At 63.5% G+C, this 16,689-nt stretch carries 15 protein-coding genes and 1 pseudogene; 12 read left to right on the forward strand and 4 right to left on the reverse strand.

Annotated elements, in window-relative coordinates; translation table 11 throughout:
- The first annotated feature begins 70 nt into the window (after positions 1-70).
- The 4 genes and pseudogenes from speB to HNQ71_RS01305 all read left to right on the forward strand — a co-directional run bounded on the left by speB (position 71) and on the right by HNQ71_RS01305 (position 3,252).
- Positions 71-1,078 (forward strand): agmatinase, encoded by a 1,008-nt coding sequence (gene speB / locus HNQ71_RS01290; protein WP_184870817.1) that lies wholly within the window; start codon positions 71-73, stop codon positions 1,076-1,078.
- 31 nt (positions 1,079-1,109) lie between these two features.
- A complete protein-coding gene (gene argC, locus HNQ71_RS01295; protein WP_184870818.1) occupies positions 1,110-2,036 on the forward strand; it encodes an N-acetyl-gamma-glutamyl-phosphate reductase in 927 nt (308 codons plus the stop codon).
- Positions 2,033-2,876, forward strand: a pseudogene (locus HNQ71_RS01300) (aminoglycoside phosphotransferase family protein). The gene argC and the pseudogene HNQ71_RS01300 overlap by 4 nt, the downstream one beginning before the upstream one ends.
- Before the next feature lie 82 nt (positions 2,877-2,958).
- On the forward strand, positions 2,959-3,252 hold the full coding sequence (locus HNQ71_RS01305; protein WP_184870820.1) for a hypothetical protein: 294 nt from the start codon (positions 2,959-2,961) through the stop codon (positions 3,250-3,252).
- 19 nt (positions 3,253-3,271) lie between these two features.
- Here the strand turns inward: HNQ71_RS01305 and HNQ71_RS01310 are convergent, their stop codons facing one another.
- Entirely contained in the window at positions 3,272-4,363 is a 1,092-nt protein-coding gene (locus tag HNQ71_RS01310) for a COX15/CtaA family protein (protein WP_184870821.1), read from the reverse strand.
- A gap of 186 nt (positions 4,364-4,549) precedes the next feature.
- Between HNQ71_RS01310 and HNQ71_RS01315 the strand changes: the two genes are divergently transcribed.
- Positions 4,550-4,765 carry a DUF2842 domain-containing protein gene (locus HNQ71_RS01315; RefSeq protein ID WP_184870822.1) on the forward strand — a complete coding sequence of 72 codons (216 nt, stop codon included), beginning with the start codon at positions 4,550-4,552 and terminating at the stop codon, positions 4,763-4,765.
- A 20-nt stretch (positions 4,766-4,785) separates the two neighbouring features.
- On the opposite strand, the gene HNQ71_RS01320 is transcribed toward HNQ71_RS01315, so the two are convergent.
- Positions 4,786-5,844, reverse strand: a complete 1,059-nt coding sequence (locus HNQ71_RS01320) for a polysaccharide deacetylase family protein (RefSeq protein WP_184870823.1) — start codon at positions 5,842-5,844, stop codon at positions 4,786-4,788.
- A 91-nt stretch (positions 5,845-5,935) separates the two neighbouring features.
- Here HNQ71_RS01320 and HNQ71_RS01325 point away from each other — a divergent pair, with 91 nt between their 5' ends.
- Positions 5,936-7,165 (forward strand): GNAT family N-acetyltransferase, encoded by a 1,230-nt coding sequence (locus tag HNQ71_RS01325; protein ID WP_184870824.1) that lies wholly within the window; start codon positions 5,936-5,938, stop codon positions 7,163-7,165.
- Between the two features lie 2 nt (positions 7,166-7,167).
- On the opposite strand, the gene HNQ71_RS01330 is transcribed toward HNQ71_RS01325, so the two are convergent.
- Positions 7,168-7,881 (reverse strand): GntR family transcriptional regulator, encoded by a 714-nt coding sequence (locus HNQ71_RS01330; RefSeq protein WP_184870825.1) that lies wholly within the window; start codon positions 7,879-7,881, stop codon positions 7,168-7,170.
- A gap of 263 nt (positions 7,882-8,144) precedes the next feature.
- Between HNQ71_RS01330 and HNQ71_RS01335 the strand changes: the two genes are divergently transcribed.
- The 6 genes from HNQ71_RS01335 (at position 8,145) to HNQ71_RS01360 (ending at position 14,126) form a co-directional block, all read left to right on the forward strand.
- The gene (locus tag HNQ71_RS01335) at positions 8,145-9,233 is read left to right on the forward strand and encodes an ABC transporter ATP-binding protein (protein ID WP_184870826.1); all 1,089 of its coding nucleotides are present in this window, start codon (positions 8,145-8,147) and stop codon (positions 9,231-9,233) included.
- 34 nt (positions 9,234-9,267) lie between these two features.
- A complete protein-coding gene (locus HNQ71_RS01340) occupies positions 9,268-10,557 on the forward strand; it encodes an ABC transporter substrate-binding protein (RefSeq protein ID WP_184870827.1) in 1,290 nt (429 codons plus the stop codon).
- A 246-nt stretch (positions 10,558-10,803) separates the two neighbouring features.
- Positions 10,804-11,715, forward strand: a complete 912-nt coding sequence (locus tag HNQ71_RS01345; RefSeq protein ID WP_184870828.1) for an ABC transporter permease — start codon at positions 10,804-10,806, stop codon at positions 11,713-11,715.
- Position 11,716: 1 nt separating this feature from the next.
- A complete protein-coding gene (locus tag HNQ71_RS01350) occupies positions 11,717-12,535 on the forward strand; it encodes an ABC transporter permease subunit (RefSeq protein WP_184870829.1) in 819 nt (272 codons plus the stop codon).
- 2 nt (positions 12,536-12,537) lie between these two features.
- Positions 12,538-13,284, forward strand: a complete 747-nt coding sequence (locus HNQ71_RS01355) for an aspartate/glutamate racemase family protein (RefSeq protein ID WP_184870830.1) — start codon at positions 12,538-12,540, stop codon at positions 13,282-13,284.
- A 5-nt stretch (positions 13,285-13,289) separates the two neighbouring features.
- Positions 13,290-14,126 carry a GNAT family N-acetyltransferase gene (locus HNQ71_RS01360; protein WP_184870831.1) on the forward strand — a complete coding sequence of 279 codons (837 nt, stop codon included), beginning with the start codon at positions 13,290-13,292 and terminating at the stop codon, positions 14,124-14,126.
- A gap of 46 nt (positions 14,127-14,172) precedes the next feature.
- On the opposite strand, the gene HNQ71_RS01365 is transcribed toward HNQ71_RS01360, so the two are convergent.
- On the reverse strand, positions 14,173-16,482 hold the full coding sequence (locus HNQ71_RS01365) for a GumC family protein (protein WP_184870832.1): 2,310 nt from the start codon (positions 16,480-16,482) through the stop codon (positions 14,173-14,175).
- Between the last annotated feature and the right edge of the window lie 207 nt (positions 16,483-16,689).

Raw genomic sequence — 16,689 nt, forward strand, 5'->3', positions numbered from 1 at the left:
CAAGCTGTGACTGGCATCTTCCGTGCCGGTTCTGTAGTTGTTGCACCCCGATGAAAAACAAGGACCCGTAATGGCGACCAACAACATCGACCATGCCTTCACCGCCCGCTCAAAAACGGGCGCTGCCCTCGAGCCGACCTATTCCGGCGCGCTGTCGTTCATGCGGCGCAAATACACGAAGGAGGTGAAGGGCGCGGACGCGGTGATATGGGGCATTCCGTTCGACGCCGCCGTCACCAACCGGCCCGGCGCCCGCTTTGGGCCGCAAGCGATCCGCCGCGCCTCGGCGATCCTCGACAACGACCCGCAATACCCGTTTTCACGCGATCTGTTCGAGCATCTCGCGGTGGTCGACTATGGCGATTGCCTGCTCGATTCGGGCAATCACCAGAAGACGCCAGGCACGATCGAGCGCGAAGCGGCGAAGATCCTCAAATCCGGCGCCTTCCTGTTGTCGCTCGGCGGCGACCATTTCGTCACCTGGCCGCTGCTCAAGGCGCATGCCGCCATTCACGGCCCGCTCGCCCTGGTGCAGTTCGATGCCCATCAGGACACCTGGCCGGACGACGGCAAGCGCATCGACCATGGCTCTTTCGTCGGCCGTGCCGTCAATGAAGGTATCATCGATCCGGACCGCTCGATCCAGATCGGCATCCGCACCCACGCGCCCGACACGTTCGGCATCAAGATCCTCTACGGCCACGAAATCGAGGAAATGCGGGCGTCCGATATCGCCTATGCCATCGTCGACCGCACCGGCGGCAAGAAGACCTATCTCACCTTCGACATCGACTGCCTGGACCCGGCCTATGCGCCCGGCACTGGCACGCCGGTTGCCGGCGGGCCGTCCTCGGCAAAGATCCTGTCGACGCTGCGCCAGCTCAACCAGATCGACATTGTCGGCGCCGATGTCGTCGAGGTTGCGCCGGCCTATGATCACGCCGATATAACGGCGATTGCCGGCTCGATGGTGGCCATGCAGTATCTCGGCCTGCTGGCCGAACGAAAGGCCCGGCTTGAAGAGCTGAACAATGGCAACCATAACGGTGCGGCCGTGAATCAGGGTCAGGGCATATAGTCTTGAAATATCAGGGAATTTGATCAGGCAAATGAAACCGAAAATCTTCATCGATGGCGAGCACGGCACCACTGGCCTGCAGATCCGGGCGCTGCTTGCCGAGCGCGCCGACCTGGAGATCATCTCCGTTCCAGCCGAGCGCCGCAAGGAAACGGCGGCGCGCGCCGAGTTCCTCAATGCCGCCGATGTCGCGATCTTGTGCCTGCCCGATGACGCGGCGAAGGAAAGCGTTTCGCTGATCGCCAACGACACCACCAAGGTCATCGATGCCTCGACCGCGCATCGCGTTGCCGAAGGCTGGGCGTACGGCTTCGCCGAGATGGACAAGGGACAGGCGAAGACGATCGCCTCGGCAAAACGTGTCGCCAACCCCGGCTGCTGGCCGCAAGGACCGATCGCGACACTGCGGCCGCTGGTCACCGCCGGCCTGCTGCCGGCGGACTTCCCGATCACGGTCAACGGTATTTCCGGCTATTCGGGCGGCGGACGGCCGATGATCGAGGACTATGTCGCCAAGGGTGAGGACGCCTCGGAGTTCCTGCCCTATGGCCTCACCTTGCAGCACAAGCACGTGCCTGAACTCAGGGCCTATGCCAGGCTGTCGCATGATCCGATCATGCAGCCGGCGGTCGGCAATTTCGCACAGGGCATGATCACGGTGGTGCCGCTGCAGCTCGGCGGTCTCGACCATGTGCCGACGGGTGCCGAACTTCATGCGGCGATTGCCGACCATTTCGCCGCCATCGAGGGCGGTGTGGTCGAGGTCGCACCCTATGCGCATCTGGAGCGCATGCCGGAGATCGATCCGGAGATCTACAACGGCACCAACCGGATGAAGGTCTACGTCTTCGCCAATGACAAGCGGGCGCAGGCTTTGCTGCTGGCGGTCTATGACAATCTCGGCAAGGGGGCCTCGGGTGCCGCCGTGCAGAACATGGACCTGATGCTCGGCCTCTGATGGATGCGCCTGTCTTTCCGACGCGCTGGAAGGTCAGCGCGCCCGAACTTCATTGCCGAGACCTTTTCGAGCCGCATCTGGAAGGTGCGGCGCGAGGATGGGTCGCCGGCGATCGTCAAGGCGCTCAAGCCTTTCGATGACGTCGCAGACGAATTGCGTGGCGAGCATTATCTCGCCTGGCGGCGCGGCGACGGCGCTGTCCGCCTGCTTGGCCGCGACGGTCACAGCATGCTGCTCGAATATGCCGGTGAAACCCTGCTGCAGCAGGTTCTCGGCGAACAGGGCGACAACGCCGCGACCGCAATCGCGGCGGATGTGATGGCAAAACTGTTTTCGCCTGGGAAAGACCCCTTCCCGGCCGAGCTGCACCCGCTCCGGGAGCGATTTGCCAGCCTGTTCAGGAAAGCCGCGAGCGACCGCGACGGCGGCCATGACAGTCTCTATGTCGAGGCCGCACAAATCGCCGATCGGTTGCTAGCCGATCCCCACGATATCATGCCTCTGCATGGCGACCTGCATCACGACAACATCCTGCACGGGCCGCGCGGCCGGCTGGCGATCGATCCGAAGGGCGTGCTTGGCGATCCCGGCTTCGACGCCGCGAACATGTTCTACAATCCGCTCGACCGGGACGATCTTTGCCTCGATCCGGAGCGGATCGCGGATATGGCCGAGGTCTTTGCCAAAACGCTGGGTCAGGCTCCGAGCGCCATCCTGGATCACGGAATCGCCTATGGTTGCCTGTCGGCCTCCTGGCATCACGAGGACGACAACGCGCTCGAAGAGAACCGCGAATTGTCGATCGCCGCGGCTGTCCGCGCGGTGCGGTCAAACTTCTGATCCAGCCAGTCAACCGGCGACGGTAAGGGCTTGTTCACCATGATGGGTTACGCACTTTGCGTGGCTCCATCAGGGAATTGTCATGGTCAGCGCGATTTCGGGTTCCTCGCAGGCAACCCAGTATTCCTCGTCCAGTTCATCGAGCAATGCCGCCCAGGAGGCCGCGCTCGAAAAGCAGATCCAGGATCTGGAAGACCAGGCCAAGGCGATCAAGGACCAGATCCAGGCCGCCCAGGTGCGGCAGGATATCGCTGTCGCACAGGCCAAGCTTGATGCGCTCAGGGCCGCTGAGAGCCAGTCAACGCCATCCGCCGCCTTGCGCCAGGCGGAATTCGACGGCGAGAGGACGACAGCGTCAAACGAATTCTGGATGTGACCGGCCGATCGGCTCGGGATCAGGTCCTGAGTGCGATTTCATGGGGCAAGGGATAGGCACCCTTGGTGCCGCGCCAATGCGCGGCGGCAAAGCCCAGTACGATGAGCGCAAACCCCTGATGGGTCAGTGCCATATGCAGCGGCACCTGCATCAGCAGCGTGCCGATGCCGATCGAAGCCTGCACCAAAACCAGCACGAACAGCAGCGTCGCGCGACGGGCGTGCGTTGTTCCGGGCAGGCGCCGACGCGTGGCGATCATGTGCCACAAGGCCACGACGAACACCGTATAGGCGCCGAGCCGATGGACGAACTGCACCGTCTTCGGGCTTTCGAAGAAATTGCGCCACGCCGGCTCCAGGATCAGCAAATCACCAGGGATCAGCTTGCCGTCCATCAGCGGCCAGGTGTTGTAACTTAGGCCGGCGTCGAGCCCGGCGACCAGGCCGCCGAGATAGATCTGGATCAACGCCAAAAGCACGATGAAACCGGCCAGCCTCTGCGTCGAGCGATCGGCGGCGGGTTCGGAATGTGGCGCAAGCCCACGCGCGACGACCATGGTCGCGGTGAAGATCAGCGCCGCCAGCGTCAGATGGGTTGCCAGCCGGTACTGGCTGACCGAGACCCGGTCGACCAGACCGGAGGCCACCATCCACCAGCCGATGGCGCCCTGCAGGCCGCCGAGCAAAAGGATGCCCACCAATTTCGGCCCTAGGCCGCGCTCGATGCGGCGCGTCGCCCAGAAGAACACCAGCGGCAAGGCAAACACCAAGCCGACGCTGCGCGCCAGGATGCGGTGCACCCATTCCCACCAGAAAATCGACTTGAACGCCTCTATGCTCATGCCCTTGTTGAGCTCGGCATATTGCGGGATCTGCTGATAGAGCTGGAATTCCTCTTGCCACTCGGCGTCGTTGAGCGGCGGTATCACGCCGTGGATCGGCTTCCACTCCGTGATCGACAGGCCGGCGCCGGTGAGCCTGGTGGCGCCGCCGACCAGCACCAGCGCAAACAGCACCAGCACCACGACATAGAGCCAGCCGCGCAGCAGTGCCCGATTGTGCAGGTCGCGGTCGCGGGCCACGAAGGGCGCGGCAGCTGATATGGCAGCCATTGTCTTGTCCCGGCAGGTTAGTTTGGCGGATTGGTGGACCATCGCACCCTTGCTGGCAAGACCAGACAGCGCGGCACGCCGTCGCGCCGCGTCTCACCGGTTGCACAGGGTCGCGTCAAGGCCTATGCGAAGCCAAGAGCTTGCCGGACCTCAGAGGTTCCGGCAGCCTAGACCAGGAGGCCAACCATGCCCGTGCGCCTGAAAAAGCTGATCGGAGCGTTCCTTCTGGTGGCGCTGGTCATCATCTACGCGCTGGTCGCATCGGTCTTCGCGGTCGCCCGGCTGTCGGAGTCGGGGCCGTGGGTGCATTTCCTGTTCTTCCTGCTCAGCGGCCTGCTGTGGGTGCTGCCGGCGATGGGCATCATCAAATGGCTGATGCTGGAGCCGAAGGCGAAGCGCTGAACTGAAAGACGGCCCCGGCGTCAGATCGTCACGACCATCTTGCCGGCGTTGGCGAGCGGCGTGGTGACGCCCGACAGCATGGTGCGGATGTGGGCGAGGCTCTGGTAGCGGCCGTTGACCGAAATGCGCGGCAAGGCATGCAGGAAGCCGGCATGTTCGGCGCGCAACACGCCATGGCGCGTGGTCACGGCGGAGGCATAGCCGGCGTCGCGGGCAAAGCCTACCTCGCGGCAGCCCACCGCCCTGGCATAGCCATAGGGATAGGCGAAATGGCTGGGCCGTTCGCCCAGTTCGGCCTGCAGCATGTCACCCACCGCGCCAATCTCGTGCCGCGCGTCGGTTTCGGAAAGCCGCTTCAGATTGCTGTGGTTGATCGTGTGGGCGCCAATCGCCACCAGCGGATGCGCGGCGATGCTGCGGATTTCGTCCCAGTTCATCAGTGTCCGCAGGCGCGGGCCGTCGGCGTCGACGCCATTCGAGCGAGCCAGGTCACGCAGCACGGCTTGCAAGTCCTCCTCGCGGACTTCGGAGGTGAGATAGACATGCAGGCGTATATTGGCCTGTAACTTCTTCGCAGGGGTCGAGCAGTCGATCACCAGCGGGCCATTCGGCCGCGCCAGGGTGAGGCTGTCGCGCACGTTGACGATGTCCTCGACCACATCCCACCACAAATCGGCGGTGCCGTTGATCAGCCCCGGCGCGACATAGATGGTCATCGGCGCGCCGTGCTTCTCCAGCACCGGCAGCGCCTCCGTCATGTTGTCGCGATAGGCGTCGTCGGCGGTGATGGTTGCGAACTCGCCACCCTTGCCGCCTGCCTTGATGCGCTCGATCGCTTCGTCCATGGAAACAAAGGCATAGCCGCTCGCCTTCATGTCTGCGATCACGGCATCTAGGAAGCCAGGCGCGATGTTCAGATGGCGGTTGACGCTGTCGGGCTTTTCGGGCGTCGCGGTCACGCGGTGCAGCATCAGTATGGCGCCAATGCCGCCGATGAACGGCTTGGCCAGCGGTGCAAGACCGGAATAACGGGCGACGTTCAGCGCCAGTTTCCGGATTGCCTCGCCCCCGTCGATCATTCATTCACCTTTTGCGCCTAGGCTTAACCAAGCACGGAATGCGCCTATGCGGCTCCCCAAATCGCCATCAGTACGCCCTAAGGATTGAGGTATGGTTGACGCAACAGCGTCATTTGACGGCAATCGGCTCGCTGCGACCGAGGCGTCGCCGCGAACCTTGCCGGGAGACCAGGCCGGCCTGTCGATTTCAGTGATGTCCGCGGAAGGGCTCGCGGCCTATGCCGGGTTCTGCCGCTCGGCCCTGTTTGCGCCGGCGCAGAGTGCCGGCTGGATCCTGAACTGGGCCGAGCAGGTCGGACCGGATCTGCTCGTTGCGACGCTGAGCGCCGAAGGCAGGCCGGTTCTTTCGCTGGCCCTGGAGGTCACCGCGAAAGGCTCGTTCCGCGTCGCCCGCTTCATGGGCGACCGCCACGCCAACGGCAACTTCGTCGCCGCCGATCCGCAATGGCTGGCCAGGGCGGATATCCCGGCCATCCGATCCCTGTTGGCGGCCATCGCCAAGGCACGCCCGGACATCGATCTCGTCACGCTCGAGCGGCTGCTGCCCGATCTCGACGGTGTCCCCAATCCACTCGCCTTGCTTGACCATTTCGCCAGCCCCAATTTGTCGCTGGCGGTCGATCTCGGTGGTGGCTTCGATGCGCTGCTGTTGCGCGCCAGCGGCAAGCGCAAGCGCAAGAAGCATCGCTCGCAGATGCGCAAGTTCGAGGCCATCGGCGCCCACCGGCGCATCGAGGCGCGCACGGCGGACGAGGTGGACAGGCTGCTCGATGCCTTTTTCGAGATGAAGGAATTCCGCTTCCGCAAGATGGGCATCTCCAACGTCTTTGGCGACGAACAGGTGCGCGCCTTCTTCCGCGCGCTGTTCACGCAGGCGCTTGCCGAGGACAAGCCATCGTTCGTGCTGCACGGGCTCGAGGTTGCCGGCAAGCTCCGCGCCGTCACCGGGTCAAGCCGCTCCAGCAAGCGCCTGATCTGCGAATTCGGAGCCATCGCCGAGGACGATCTCGGCAACACCAGTCCCGGCGACTTCCTGTTCTTCGACAACATCCAGGAAGCCTGCGAGACCGGCTTTGCCGTCTACGACTTCTCCGTCGGCGACGAGCCCTACAAGCGGCTATGGTGCGATATCGAAACCCAGCATTTCGAGGTGCTGGTCCCCTTGACGCTGAAGGGCCGCGCGCTGGCGGTGACGCTCCGGCAAGGCGCAAGGTTCAAAGCCTTCATCAAGAACAGCCCGGCGGTCTGGAAGCTAACCAAGATGCTGCGCCGCAAGGCTGCCGGACAGGCAGCGGCCAGGACCGGCGAGAATGAGAGCTAGCTTCAGAAATTAAGGGCTTCCCGGAGCGCCGGGCCGGCTCTGACACGCAGATCGAGATCGGCCTCTATATGGTCGATGTGGTGTAGCATCAGCCGGCTCGCCAGCGCGCTATCGCCGTTCTCCAACGCGCCGACAATCTCCGTGTGCTCGCTATGGCCGCAGGCTGATACGCCAGAACGCCCGTAAAGGGCGATGACAAGAGACGAGCGCGCCACCAGTTCCTCCATGAAACGCTGCAGGATGGCATTGCCGGCCACGGAGGCGAGCAGCAGGTGGAAATCGCCCGACGCCTTGATTTCGGCACGCCGCGCATTGGGACCGCGCTCGGCGATGAAGCGGCCTTCCTCGTCGAGCTGCGCCCGAAAAGCGGCGATGTCAGCGGCGGTGACGCGACCGCATGCGGCAATGGCTATGCCCGGCTCGATCAGCCGGCGCGAGGCGAACACCTGGCGCGCTTCCTCGGGCGAAGGATTGGCAACGAAGGCGCCACGGTTGCGCTCCGTGCGCACCAGGCCCTCGAAGGACAGCATCTGCAGCGCCGCGCGCGCCACGGTGCGGGAGACATCAAACAGCGTGCCGACCTCGCCTTCCGACAGCTTGGTGCCGGGCGCCAGCCGGCGGTCGACTATGGCGTCGCGCAGCTGGTCGTGGATCGCCTGGGCACGATCCTGCGTTGCACTGTCGGTGGCGGAGTAGATTTGGTCGGCAATGTTCATGGCGGAAAAGTTCCTGTCTCCTTCTAACGCGACTCGTCATCCGTGCACGAGAGGCAAATTGGACACGAAGGCAAAAAATATTGCATACGATTTTTGTGCAAATCGCTCACAATCGCCCATAATTTGTGCAAAGCACCAATCAGCCCGTTTCGTGGGCGGCAGACAAAAATCCCGGTTTTCTTAACAATTCAAATGCTTGGCCGGTCAACCCGAGATTGGCACGCATGATGCATTGGTTATGCGACCAAAACGGGGAAGCCTGAATGTCCAAAGCCGCCGAAATCGACATCGTGTCCGTTTCGAAAGTCTATGGAATGACAACCGCCGTCGAGGACATCAGCCTGAAGATTCCCGCTGGCACCTATTGTTGCCTGCTGGGCCCCTCCGGCTGCGGCAAGACTTCGACGCTGCGCATGATCGCCGGCCACGAGAGCATTTCGTCAGGTGACGTACGCCTGGGCAACATCGTCGTCACCGACCTGCCTCCGGCCAAGCGTGGCACGGCGATGATGTTCCAGTCCTACGCGCTGTTCCCGCATCTGGACCTCATCGACAATGTCGCTTTCAGCTTGAAGATGAAGGGCATCGACAAGGAACAGCGCCGCGCCAAGGCGCTGGATATGCTCAAGCTGATGCAGATGGAGGCTTACGCCACACGCCGCCCCGCACAGCTTTCCGGCGGCCAGCAGCAGCGCGTGGCGCTGGCGCGGGCACTCATCACCGACCCGGAGGCGCTGCTGCTCGACGAGCCGCTGTCGGCACTCGATCCGTTCCTGAAGATCCGCATGCGCGCCGAACTGAAGAAGCTGCAGATTTCGCTTGGCATCACCTTCGTCCACGTCACCCACAGCCAGGAGGAGGCGATGGCGCTTGCCGACCTGATCGTGGTGATGAACGACGGCCGCATCGAACAGGCGGCACCGCCACGCGACGTGTTCGAGCGGCCGGCCACGGCCTTCGTCGCGCGCTTCATGGGCGACCACAACGTCATCTCCGGCCGCGTCACCGGCCAACGTGATGGCATGGTGGTGTTCGATGTCAACGGCGGCGCGTCGGTCGCTGCCAGCGGCCGATCGCGGGATGTAGGAGCACCAATCGACATCGCCATCCGCACCGACCATGTGCGCATCGGCACCGCACCCTCGCCCGGCCTCGGCTTCACCGGCATCGTCTCCAACATCGAATATCGCGGCGCCACGGTGAAGCTGTCCGTCACCGGCGCCGGCATCGACGATTTCACCGTCATCGTCGACGATTCCGACTTCTTCGCCAAACCCGTCGCCATCGGCGACGCCGTACCGCTCGCCTGGGATTCCGAGGATGCCATCGTCCTCGGCCGCCTTCATTCATGACGTCAACTAAGCAAAACAAGACAGGGGAATAGGCATGACAAACACCACGCAAACCAAGACCGGGATTTCGCGCCGCGCGCTGCTCAAGACAGGTGCGGCCGCCGTCGGCCTTGCCGCCGGCTCCGGCGCCATATCAGGCTTCCCGACCATCTGGGCGCAATCCAACATCACGCTGCGCCAGTTCGGAACCGGCGTGTCGAACCTCAATGCCATCGCCGACAAGTGCAAGGCCGACCTCGGCATCACGCTGGAAATGACGGCGACCGATTCCGATGCGGCGGCCCAGCGCGCCGTGACCCAGCCCGACAGCTACGACATCGCAGACATCGAATACTGGATCTGCAAGAAGGTGTTCCCCACCGGCGTGCTGCAGCCGATGGATGTCAGCAAGCTGAAATACTACGACGAGCTGGTGCCGCTGTTCAAAACCGGCAAGCTGACGCCCGACAGCGTGATTGCCCAGGGGACAGCGCCGCACACGGTCGGCTTCGTCGAGGCGCAGGGCTCAAAGACCTTCGCCAAGGCGCCGACCAACTGGTTCACCATGGTGCCGACCATCTACAACGCCGATACGCTGGGCATCCGCCCCGACCTCGTCGGCCGCGACATCACCACATGGGCTGACATCATGGACCCGGCCTTCAAGGGCAAGACCGCGATCCTCAACATTCCCTCCATCGGCATCATGGATGCGGCGATGATCATGGAAGCCATGGGCAACATCAAATATGCCGACAAGGGCAACATGACCAAGGAGGAGATCGACAAGACCATCGACTTCCTGATCAAGGCCAAGCAGGGCGGCCAGTTCCGCGCTTTCTGGAAATCCTTCGACGAGAGCGTCAACCTGATGGCGTCGGGCGAAGTCGTCATCCAGTCAATGTGGTCGCCGGCCGTGGCGGCCGTGCGCTCCAAGGGCATTGCCTGCCGCTTCCAGCCGCTCAAGGAAGGCTACCGCTCATGGGGCGGCGGCCTCGGCCTTGCCGCCCATCTCAAGGGCGCCGAACTCGACGCGGCCTATGAATACATCAACTGGTACACGTCGGGCTGGGTCGGCGGCTATCTCAACCGCCAGGGCTACTACTCGGCCAACATGGTCTCGGCCAAGAAGTTCATGAGCGAGGACGAGTGGGGCTACTGGATCGAGGGCAAGCCGGCCAAGGGCGAGATCAAGGCGCCCGACGGCACCGTCATGGAAAAGGCAGGTGCATTGCGCGACGGCGGCTCCTTCGAGGAGCGCATGGGCAAGGTCGCCTGCTGGAACTCGGTCATGGACGAGGACCGTTACATGGTGAAGCGCTGGAACGAGTTCATCGCGGCGTAAGGGAAGGCAGCGCCCCTCCTCCTTCCCTTCTCCCCTTGTGGGAGAAGGTGGCCTCGCGAAGCGAGGTCGGATGAGGGGTGTTCCAGCTTGGCGATACGTAACCACCAAGACGATGCGGAGTTATCAAAGCCTCATGCCTTCCAACACCCCTCATCCGTCTTGGCACTTCGCGCCAATCCACCTTCTCCCACAACGGGAGAAGGCAAGGTCGCTCTGCCGCATCGTGAACCTGCACCGGGAACATTGATGACAGTCGCGCTCGAACGCCCCGCCATAGCCGCAGCCAAGCCGGCCAGACGCCGCCGGCTCTCGCTCAGCGCCATCACGCCCTACCTCCAATCGGCGCCGCTGGCGCTGATCCTCGGCGCGTTCCTGCTTTTGCCCATTATCATGATCGTCGTCGTCTCCTTCTGGGACTACGACTTCGCGGCCATGTATCCGGATTTCCTGACCACCAACTATTTTGACGTGCTGGGCTCCTGGGTCACCTGGAAGACCTATCTCAACACCATCAAACTTGCTGTCATCGTCTGGGCGCTGACCTTGTTCATCGGCTTCTGGGTCGCCTATTTCCTCGCCTTCCACATCCGCACCACCGCCATGCAGATGGTGCTGTTCCTGATCTGCACCGTGCCGTTCCTGACCTCCAACATCATCCGCATGATCTCGTGGATTCCCGTGCTCGGCCGCAACGGCCTGATCAACTCGACGCTGGTGCAGTTGGGCCTGGTACCCAAGCCCATCGAATGGCTGCTCTATTCCGAATTCGCGGTCGTCCTGGCCATGGTCCATCTCTACACGCTGTTCATGGTGACGCCGATCTTCAACACGCTGATGCGCATCGACAAGTCGCTGGTCGAGGCCGCGCGCGATGCCGGCGCGTCCCGCTGGCAGGTGCTGTGGAACGTCATCATTCCACTCGCCAAGCCCGGCATGGCGATCGGCACCATCTTCGTCGTCACCCTGGTGATGGCCGACTTCTCGACAGTCCAAGTGATGTCGGGCGGGCAGAGCGCCTCGGTGGCACTGATGATGAAGAACCAGATGTCGCTGCTGCAATATCCGGCCGCCGCCGCCAATGCGGTCGTGCTTCTGGTGCTGGTGCTCCTGATGGTTGCCGGCATCCTGCGCATCGTCGATATCAGGAAAGAACTGTGACGTGAGCCACGAGAAACGCACCCTGGAATTCTACGTGCTGGCGGCCTTCTTCACGCTGTTCGTGCTGTTCCTCTACGGTCCGCTGTCGGCGATCCTGATCCTGTCCTTCCAGGGCGAAACCGGCGGCCTCACCTTCCCGCTCAACGGCGTGTCGCTGCACTGGTTCGCCAACCTGTTCGAGCGCCAGGCGGTTGGCGATTTCGGCGGCAGCTTCAAGCGCTCGCTGGTGCTGGGTGTGATGGTGATGATCGTCACCGTCGCGGTGTCGCTGCTCGCCGGCCTCGCCTTCCGCCGTAAGTTCCGCGGTGCCACCGCGCTGTTCTACCTGGCGGTCGCCAGCCTGGTCGTGCCCTCGATCATCATTTCGCTGGGCATCGGCGTCGTCTTCCAGCAGATCGGCTTTCGCCCGGCCTGGTACACGTCGGCTTTCGGTGCGCATCTGACGTGGACCCTGCCCTTCGGCGTGCTCATCATGTTCGCCGTCTTCAACCGTTTCTCGCCGGCCTATGAGGAAGCCGCGCGCGATCTTGGCGCCTCGTCCTGGCAGACCTTCGCCCATGTCGTGCTGCCGATGATCGCGCCGAGCCTGATCGGCGTCGGGCTGTTCGGCTTCACGCTGTCCTACGACGAGTTCGCCCGCACGCTGATGACCTCCGGCACCTTCAACACGCTGCCGCTCGAAATCTACGGCATGACAACCAACGTCACGACGCCCGTTCTCTACGCGCTGGGCACGGTGACCACGGTGTTCTCCTTCCTGGTGATCCTGGCGACGCTTGCCGCCATCCTCTATGTCGGCCGCCGGCGGGCGCGTGCCTGAACATGCAGATCCTTGTGGTGAATCCCAACACGACGGCCAGCATGACCGAAACCATCGGTGCGGCGGCGCGCGCCGTTGCCGGCGCCTGGACGGAGGTTGTCGCCGTCACCTCCTCTACGGGGCCGGCTTCGATCGAAGGCTATTATGACGAGGCGCTCGCCGTGCCCGGCCTGTTGATGGAGATCGCCGCCGGTGAGCGTGCCGGTGCGCAGGCTGCAATCATCGCCTGTTTCGACGATACGGGCCTGGATGCCGCACGTGCCATGGCCAACATCCCCATCATCGGCATTTGCGAGGCGGCGCTCAGTATGGCGTCCTTCATCGCCCAGCGCTTCACCGTCGTGACCACCACCGAACGCTCCCGCGTGCCGGTCGAGGCACTGGTGCAGCGCTACGGCATGGCGCGACGGGCGCGTGTACGGGCCGCGGACATTCCCGTGCTTGCACTTGAAGATCCGGCTTCGGGCGCGATTGGAAAGCTGCGCGACGAAATCGCCCGGGCCGTCGAAGAGGACAGGGCCGAAGCCATCGTGCTTGGCTGCGCCGGCATGGCGGATCTTGCCTACCGGCTGCAGGCCGAATTCGGCGTGCCTGTCATCGACGGTGTGGGCGCGGCGCTGAAACAGGCCGAGGCGCTGGTAGCGCTCGGTCTTTCAACATCGAAGCGCGGCGCCTATGCGAGCCCGCTGGCCAAGCCCTACCGTGGCATGCTGAAATCCTTCTCACCCGGAGCTGTCGCCGCGGAGTGAGCACAATGAAGCCGACCATCCGCACGCTGTCATTGCATGAATTGGAAGTTCTCATCGACTGGGCGGCGGCGGAAGGCTGGAACCCTGGTCTTGAAGACGCGGCGATGTTCCAGGCTGCGGATCCCGCGGGCTTTATCGGCGCCTTTGTCGGCAACGAAATGGTCGCGGCAATCTCGGCAGTGGCCTATGGAGGCGAATTCGGTTTCGTCGGCCTCTACATCTGCCGGCCGGACAAGCGCGGCAAAGGCTACGGCAAGGCGGTGTGGGACGCCGGCATCGGCAGGCTTGCAGGCAGGACCATCGGCCTCGACGGCGTCGCCGAGCAGCAGGCCAATTACAGGCGCAAGGGCTTCAAACCCGCCTACGAAACCATCCGCTATAGCGGCCGAGCGGCAGGCCCGGCAGTCAGGGCCGATGGGTTGCGCCCGGTTACGACCCAGCTCGTGCCCGACATCATCGCTTATGATGCATATTGTTTTCCGGCACCCCGGCGAGCCTTCCTGCAGCGATGGCTGCAGCCGCCGCATCATGGGCTGGCGGCGATCAGCTCGCGCGGCACCACCGGCTATGCCGTGGCTCGGCCGTGCCGATCAGGCTTCAAGATCGGCCCGCTGTTCGCCGAGAGCAACGACACGGCGCTGCAGCTGCTGCACGGACTGGCGGGTGCCTGCGAGGGCGGCGACCTGCACATCGACGTTCCCGCCGCGAACACCGGTTTCGTTGAGGCTCTCGAGGCGGCCGGCTTTGCGCCGACCTTCAAGACCACCCGCATGTACAAGGGCCCGGCCCCGGAGCTCGGCCTGCAGCGGCTGTTCAGCGTGACGACCCTGGAATTGGGATAAATCAGGCGGACCCTGAGAGGCTTTCCGCCATGGATTTGCGGCTCTTTCAGGCCGCCGAGCGCCGTCCCGGCACCGGATTGCCGGGCGGCTCGTGGCCGAGCGGCGTCACCAGCGTCAGGTCGGGATAGCCGCTTTCGATCAGCTTGACCGCGGCCTGCGTCACTTCATCGTCCGGCTCCAGCATGGACAGGAACACCTCGGTGGCATCGCCGGCCAGGCGACTGATGCCTTGCGCATCGGCCGGTCCGCATTCGACCACGACCAGATCATAGGCTGTGGTCAGCGACTGCATGATGATCGGCAACCGGTCGGCGGCGCGCATGGCGCGGACCGGATCGGCGGTGCCGACGGGAATGACGTGACAGTCCGAATAGAGATCGGCATGGATGACGTCACTGAACTGCGCTTCCGAAGCGAGCAGGTTGGTGATGCCGGGGAAAAGGCCGCTGTCCAGCATCGGCCGCGAGGCGGCTCCCGAAGCGGTAAGGTCCAGCAACAGGACGCGCAGGCCGGCGTCGGCGACCTCGCGTGCCACCAGGACCGCCGATGCGGCAGCCTCGTCGCCCTCCGGCGAGACGAATATGGCGCGCGCCGCACCGCTGGCGATCAGCTTTTCGGCGGCCTTCTCAATGTCGATCTCGCCCAGGGTGGAATGCACCGGTTCGACCTTGGCAGCCGTCTCCGGCGCTGTCGCCGCTTCAGTCATAGCGACCATATCAGGCGCTTCGGCCGCATGCGCATAAGGCGCTTCAGTCTCGGGCATCGCGGTGGCATAGGGCATCGTGGCCGTGCAGGGCTCTCCCCTATCGTCAGCCGGACCTTCTCCCGTCTCCGGGCGAAGGATCGGATCCCTGAGGATGGCAGGCTCCTGGTGGACAGCCGGCATCGCGATCCTGTCAGGCGCCTGAGCCAAATGGGGCATCGCGACCTCATCGATGCGTTCGAAGCGGGAACCGGTCGCCGGCCGCATGGCGCGGCCAGAAAACAGCTCCCGCAGGAGCGTCACAATGGCCATGACCAGCAGCGACGCGACGAAGGCGGCACTGACGATCGGCAAGACCTTCGGGAAATAGGGTTCGGACGGCACCTGCGCCAGGGAAACCACCCTTGCATCGACGGGCAGATAGTTGCGGTCCTTGCGCGACGCCGCGCTGAGGTAGTTGGCCTGATACGATTCGAGCTGCTGGCGCTTGGCGGCCGCATCACGCTGCAAGGCATCAAGCTCGACCTGCTGTTCGCCGGCACGGGCCGATGCGGCCTTGAGTGTGTTGACGTCAGCGACGAGCTGGTTCTCACGGGCCTGCGCGGTCTGCGCCTGGGTCATCAGACCCTTCATGAGCTTTTGCGCCTCGTTGCGGATCTGGCCGTCGAGATCGACAAGCTGAGACTTCAACGCCCGGATGCGCGGATGATTGTCGAGCAAGGTGGTCGAGAGATCGGCGATGTTGGCCCTGAGCTCGACCTGCCGCTCGCGCAGGCGCTGGATCAGATCGGACGACAAGACCTCCGGCACGGCATCGAGCGAGCCGCCGCCCTGCAACGCCTTGCGCACACTGTCGGCGGTCGCTTCCGCAGAGGCGCGGTTGGCGCGCACACGCATCAGTTCACTCGACAGTTCGGAAAGCTGCTGCGTGGCAAGCACCGAATTGTTGCCGCCCATCAAAAGGTCGGATTGCGCACGGTAGGTGGCAACCTTGGCCTCGGCATCCCTAACCTTCTGCTGCAGGTCGGCGATCTCCGGCGCCAGAAAGTCAGCGGCGGCGTTGTTCGATTCGAGCTTCGCGGCCCCTTGCCCCGCGATGTAGGCGGCGGCAATAGCGTCTGGTACGGCGGCCGCGAGCTTGGGATCTTCCGATGAGAACTCAATGGCAATGATCCGGGTCTTCTCGACGCCATAGACGTTGAGCTTCTCATGCATTTTCTTGAGGACGCGCTCTTCCGTCGGTATTTCCATCGGGTCGCTCTTCAGGCCGACGAGGACCAGAGCTCGGCTCAACGGCGACATGTCGAGCGCTTCGTCGAACTCGGGCAGCTTCTCCAGACCAAGCCTTTGCGCGACCTGCTTGAGGATTTCGTTGGAGGAAATGATCTGGACCTGGGTGGCGACGCCCTGCTCATCGAGAATCGGCTTGTCGGCGTCGTTGTTGCTGGCCGGACGCGTGTAAACGGATTCACGCGGCGCAATCTCTACCTGGGTCTGCGCCTTGTAGTGGCGCGTGGCAAGCGAGGCGAGCGCGAAAGCCGCGCCGGTCACCACCAGTGCGACGACGATTATGCGCAGCCAGTTCCTCGCCAGGCTGGCGAAGAGCTGCCTGAGATCGACGTCGACATCTGCGGCCGCGGACTGAACGGACATGCATCCCTACTCCGATACTGGGTCAGGACACACCGTAAACAACTATGGTAACTCAGCCGTTAAGATGGCCGTAAGTTTGCGTTAGGGTTTACTGGCGGACGCCAAACAAAACCGCCAAAAAATCGCAAAACTCTCGCCGGCGCGCGCCGTGTCCGCCGCTCCCTTTACCGGCCATTAACCCTAACAGGATGATAACGGACCTCGATC

Source organism: Mesorhizobium sangaii (assembly GCF_014207355.1).
GTDB classification, from domain to species: Bacteria; Pseudomonadota; Alphaproteobacteria; order Rhizobiales; family Rhizobiaceae; genus Mesorhizobium; species Mesorhizobium sangaii.

What these genes read in the sequence shown, in the direction of transcription:
- HNQ71_RS01355 (WP_184870830.1), top strand. Translation starts at nt 12,538, where the DNA reads ATGCAGATCCTTGTGGTGAATCCCAACACGACGGCCAGCATGACCGAA.
- argC (WP_184870818.1), top strand. Translation starts at nt 1,110, where the DNA reads ATGAAACCGAAAATCTTCATCGATGGCGAGCACGGCACCACTGGCCTG.
- HNQ71_RS01360 (WP_184870831.1), top strand. Translation starts at nt 13,290, where the DNA reads ATGAAGCCGACCATCCGCACGCTGTCATTGCATGAATTGGAAGTTCTC.
- HNQ71_RS01365 (WP_184870832.1), bottom strand. Translation starts at nt 16,482, where the DNA reads ATGTCCGTTCAGTCCGCGGCCGCAGATGTCGACGTCGATCTCAGGCAG.
- speB (WP_184870817.1), top strand. Translation starts at nt 71, where the DNA reads ATGGCGACCAACAACATCGACCATGCCTTCACCGCCCGCTCAAAAACG.
- HNQ71_RS01325 (WP_184870824.1), top strand. Translation starts at nt 5,936, where the DNA reads ATGGTTGACGCAACAGCGTCATTTGACGGCAATCGGCTCGCTGCGACC.
- HNQ71_RS01310 (WP_184870821.1), bottom strand. Translation starts at nt 4,363, where the DNA reads ATGGCTGCCATATCAGCTGCCGCGCCCTTCGTGGCCCGCGACCGCGAC.
- HNQ71_RS01305 (WP_184870820.1), top strand. Translation starts at nt 2,959, where the DNA reads ATGGTCAGCGCGATTTCGGGTTCCTCGCAGGCAACCCAGTATTCCTCG.
- HNQ71_RS01345 (WP_184870828.1), top strand. Translation starts at nt 10,804, where the DNA reads ATGACAGTCGCGCTCGAACGCCCCGCCATAGCCGCAGCCAAGCCGGCC.
- HNQ71_RS01320 (WP_184870823.1), bottom strand. Translation starts at nt 5,844, where the DNA reads ATGATCGACGGGGGCGAGGCAATCCGGAAACTGGCGCTGAACGTCGCC.
- HNQ71_RS01330 (WP_184870825.1), bottom strand. Translation starts at nt 7,881, where the DNA reads ATGAACATTGCCGACCAAATCTACTCCGCCACCGACAGTGCAACGCAG.
- HNQ71_RS01340 (WP_184870827.1), top strand. Translation starts at nt 9,268, where the DNA reads ATGACAAACACCACGCAAACCAAGACCGGGATTTCGCGCCGCGCGCTG.
- HNQ71_RS01335 (WP_184870826.1), top strand. Translation starts at nt 8,145, where the DNA reads ATGTCCAAAGCCGCCGAAATCGACATCGTGTCCGTTTCGAAAGTCTAT.
- HNQ71_RS01315 (WP_184870822.1), top strand. Translation starts at nt 4,550, where the DNA reads ATGCCCGTGCGCCTGAAAAAGCTGATCGGAGCGTTCCTTCTGGTGGCG.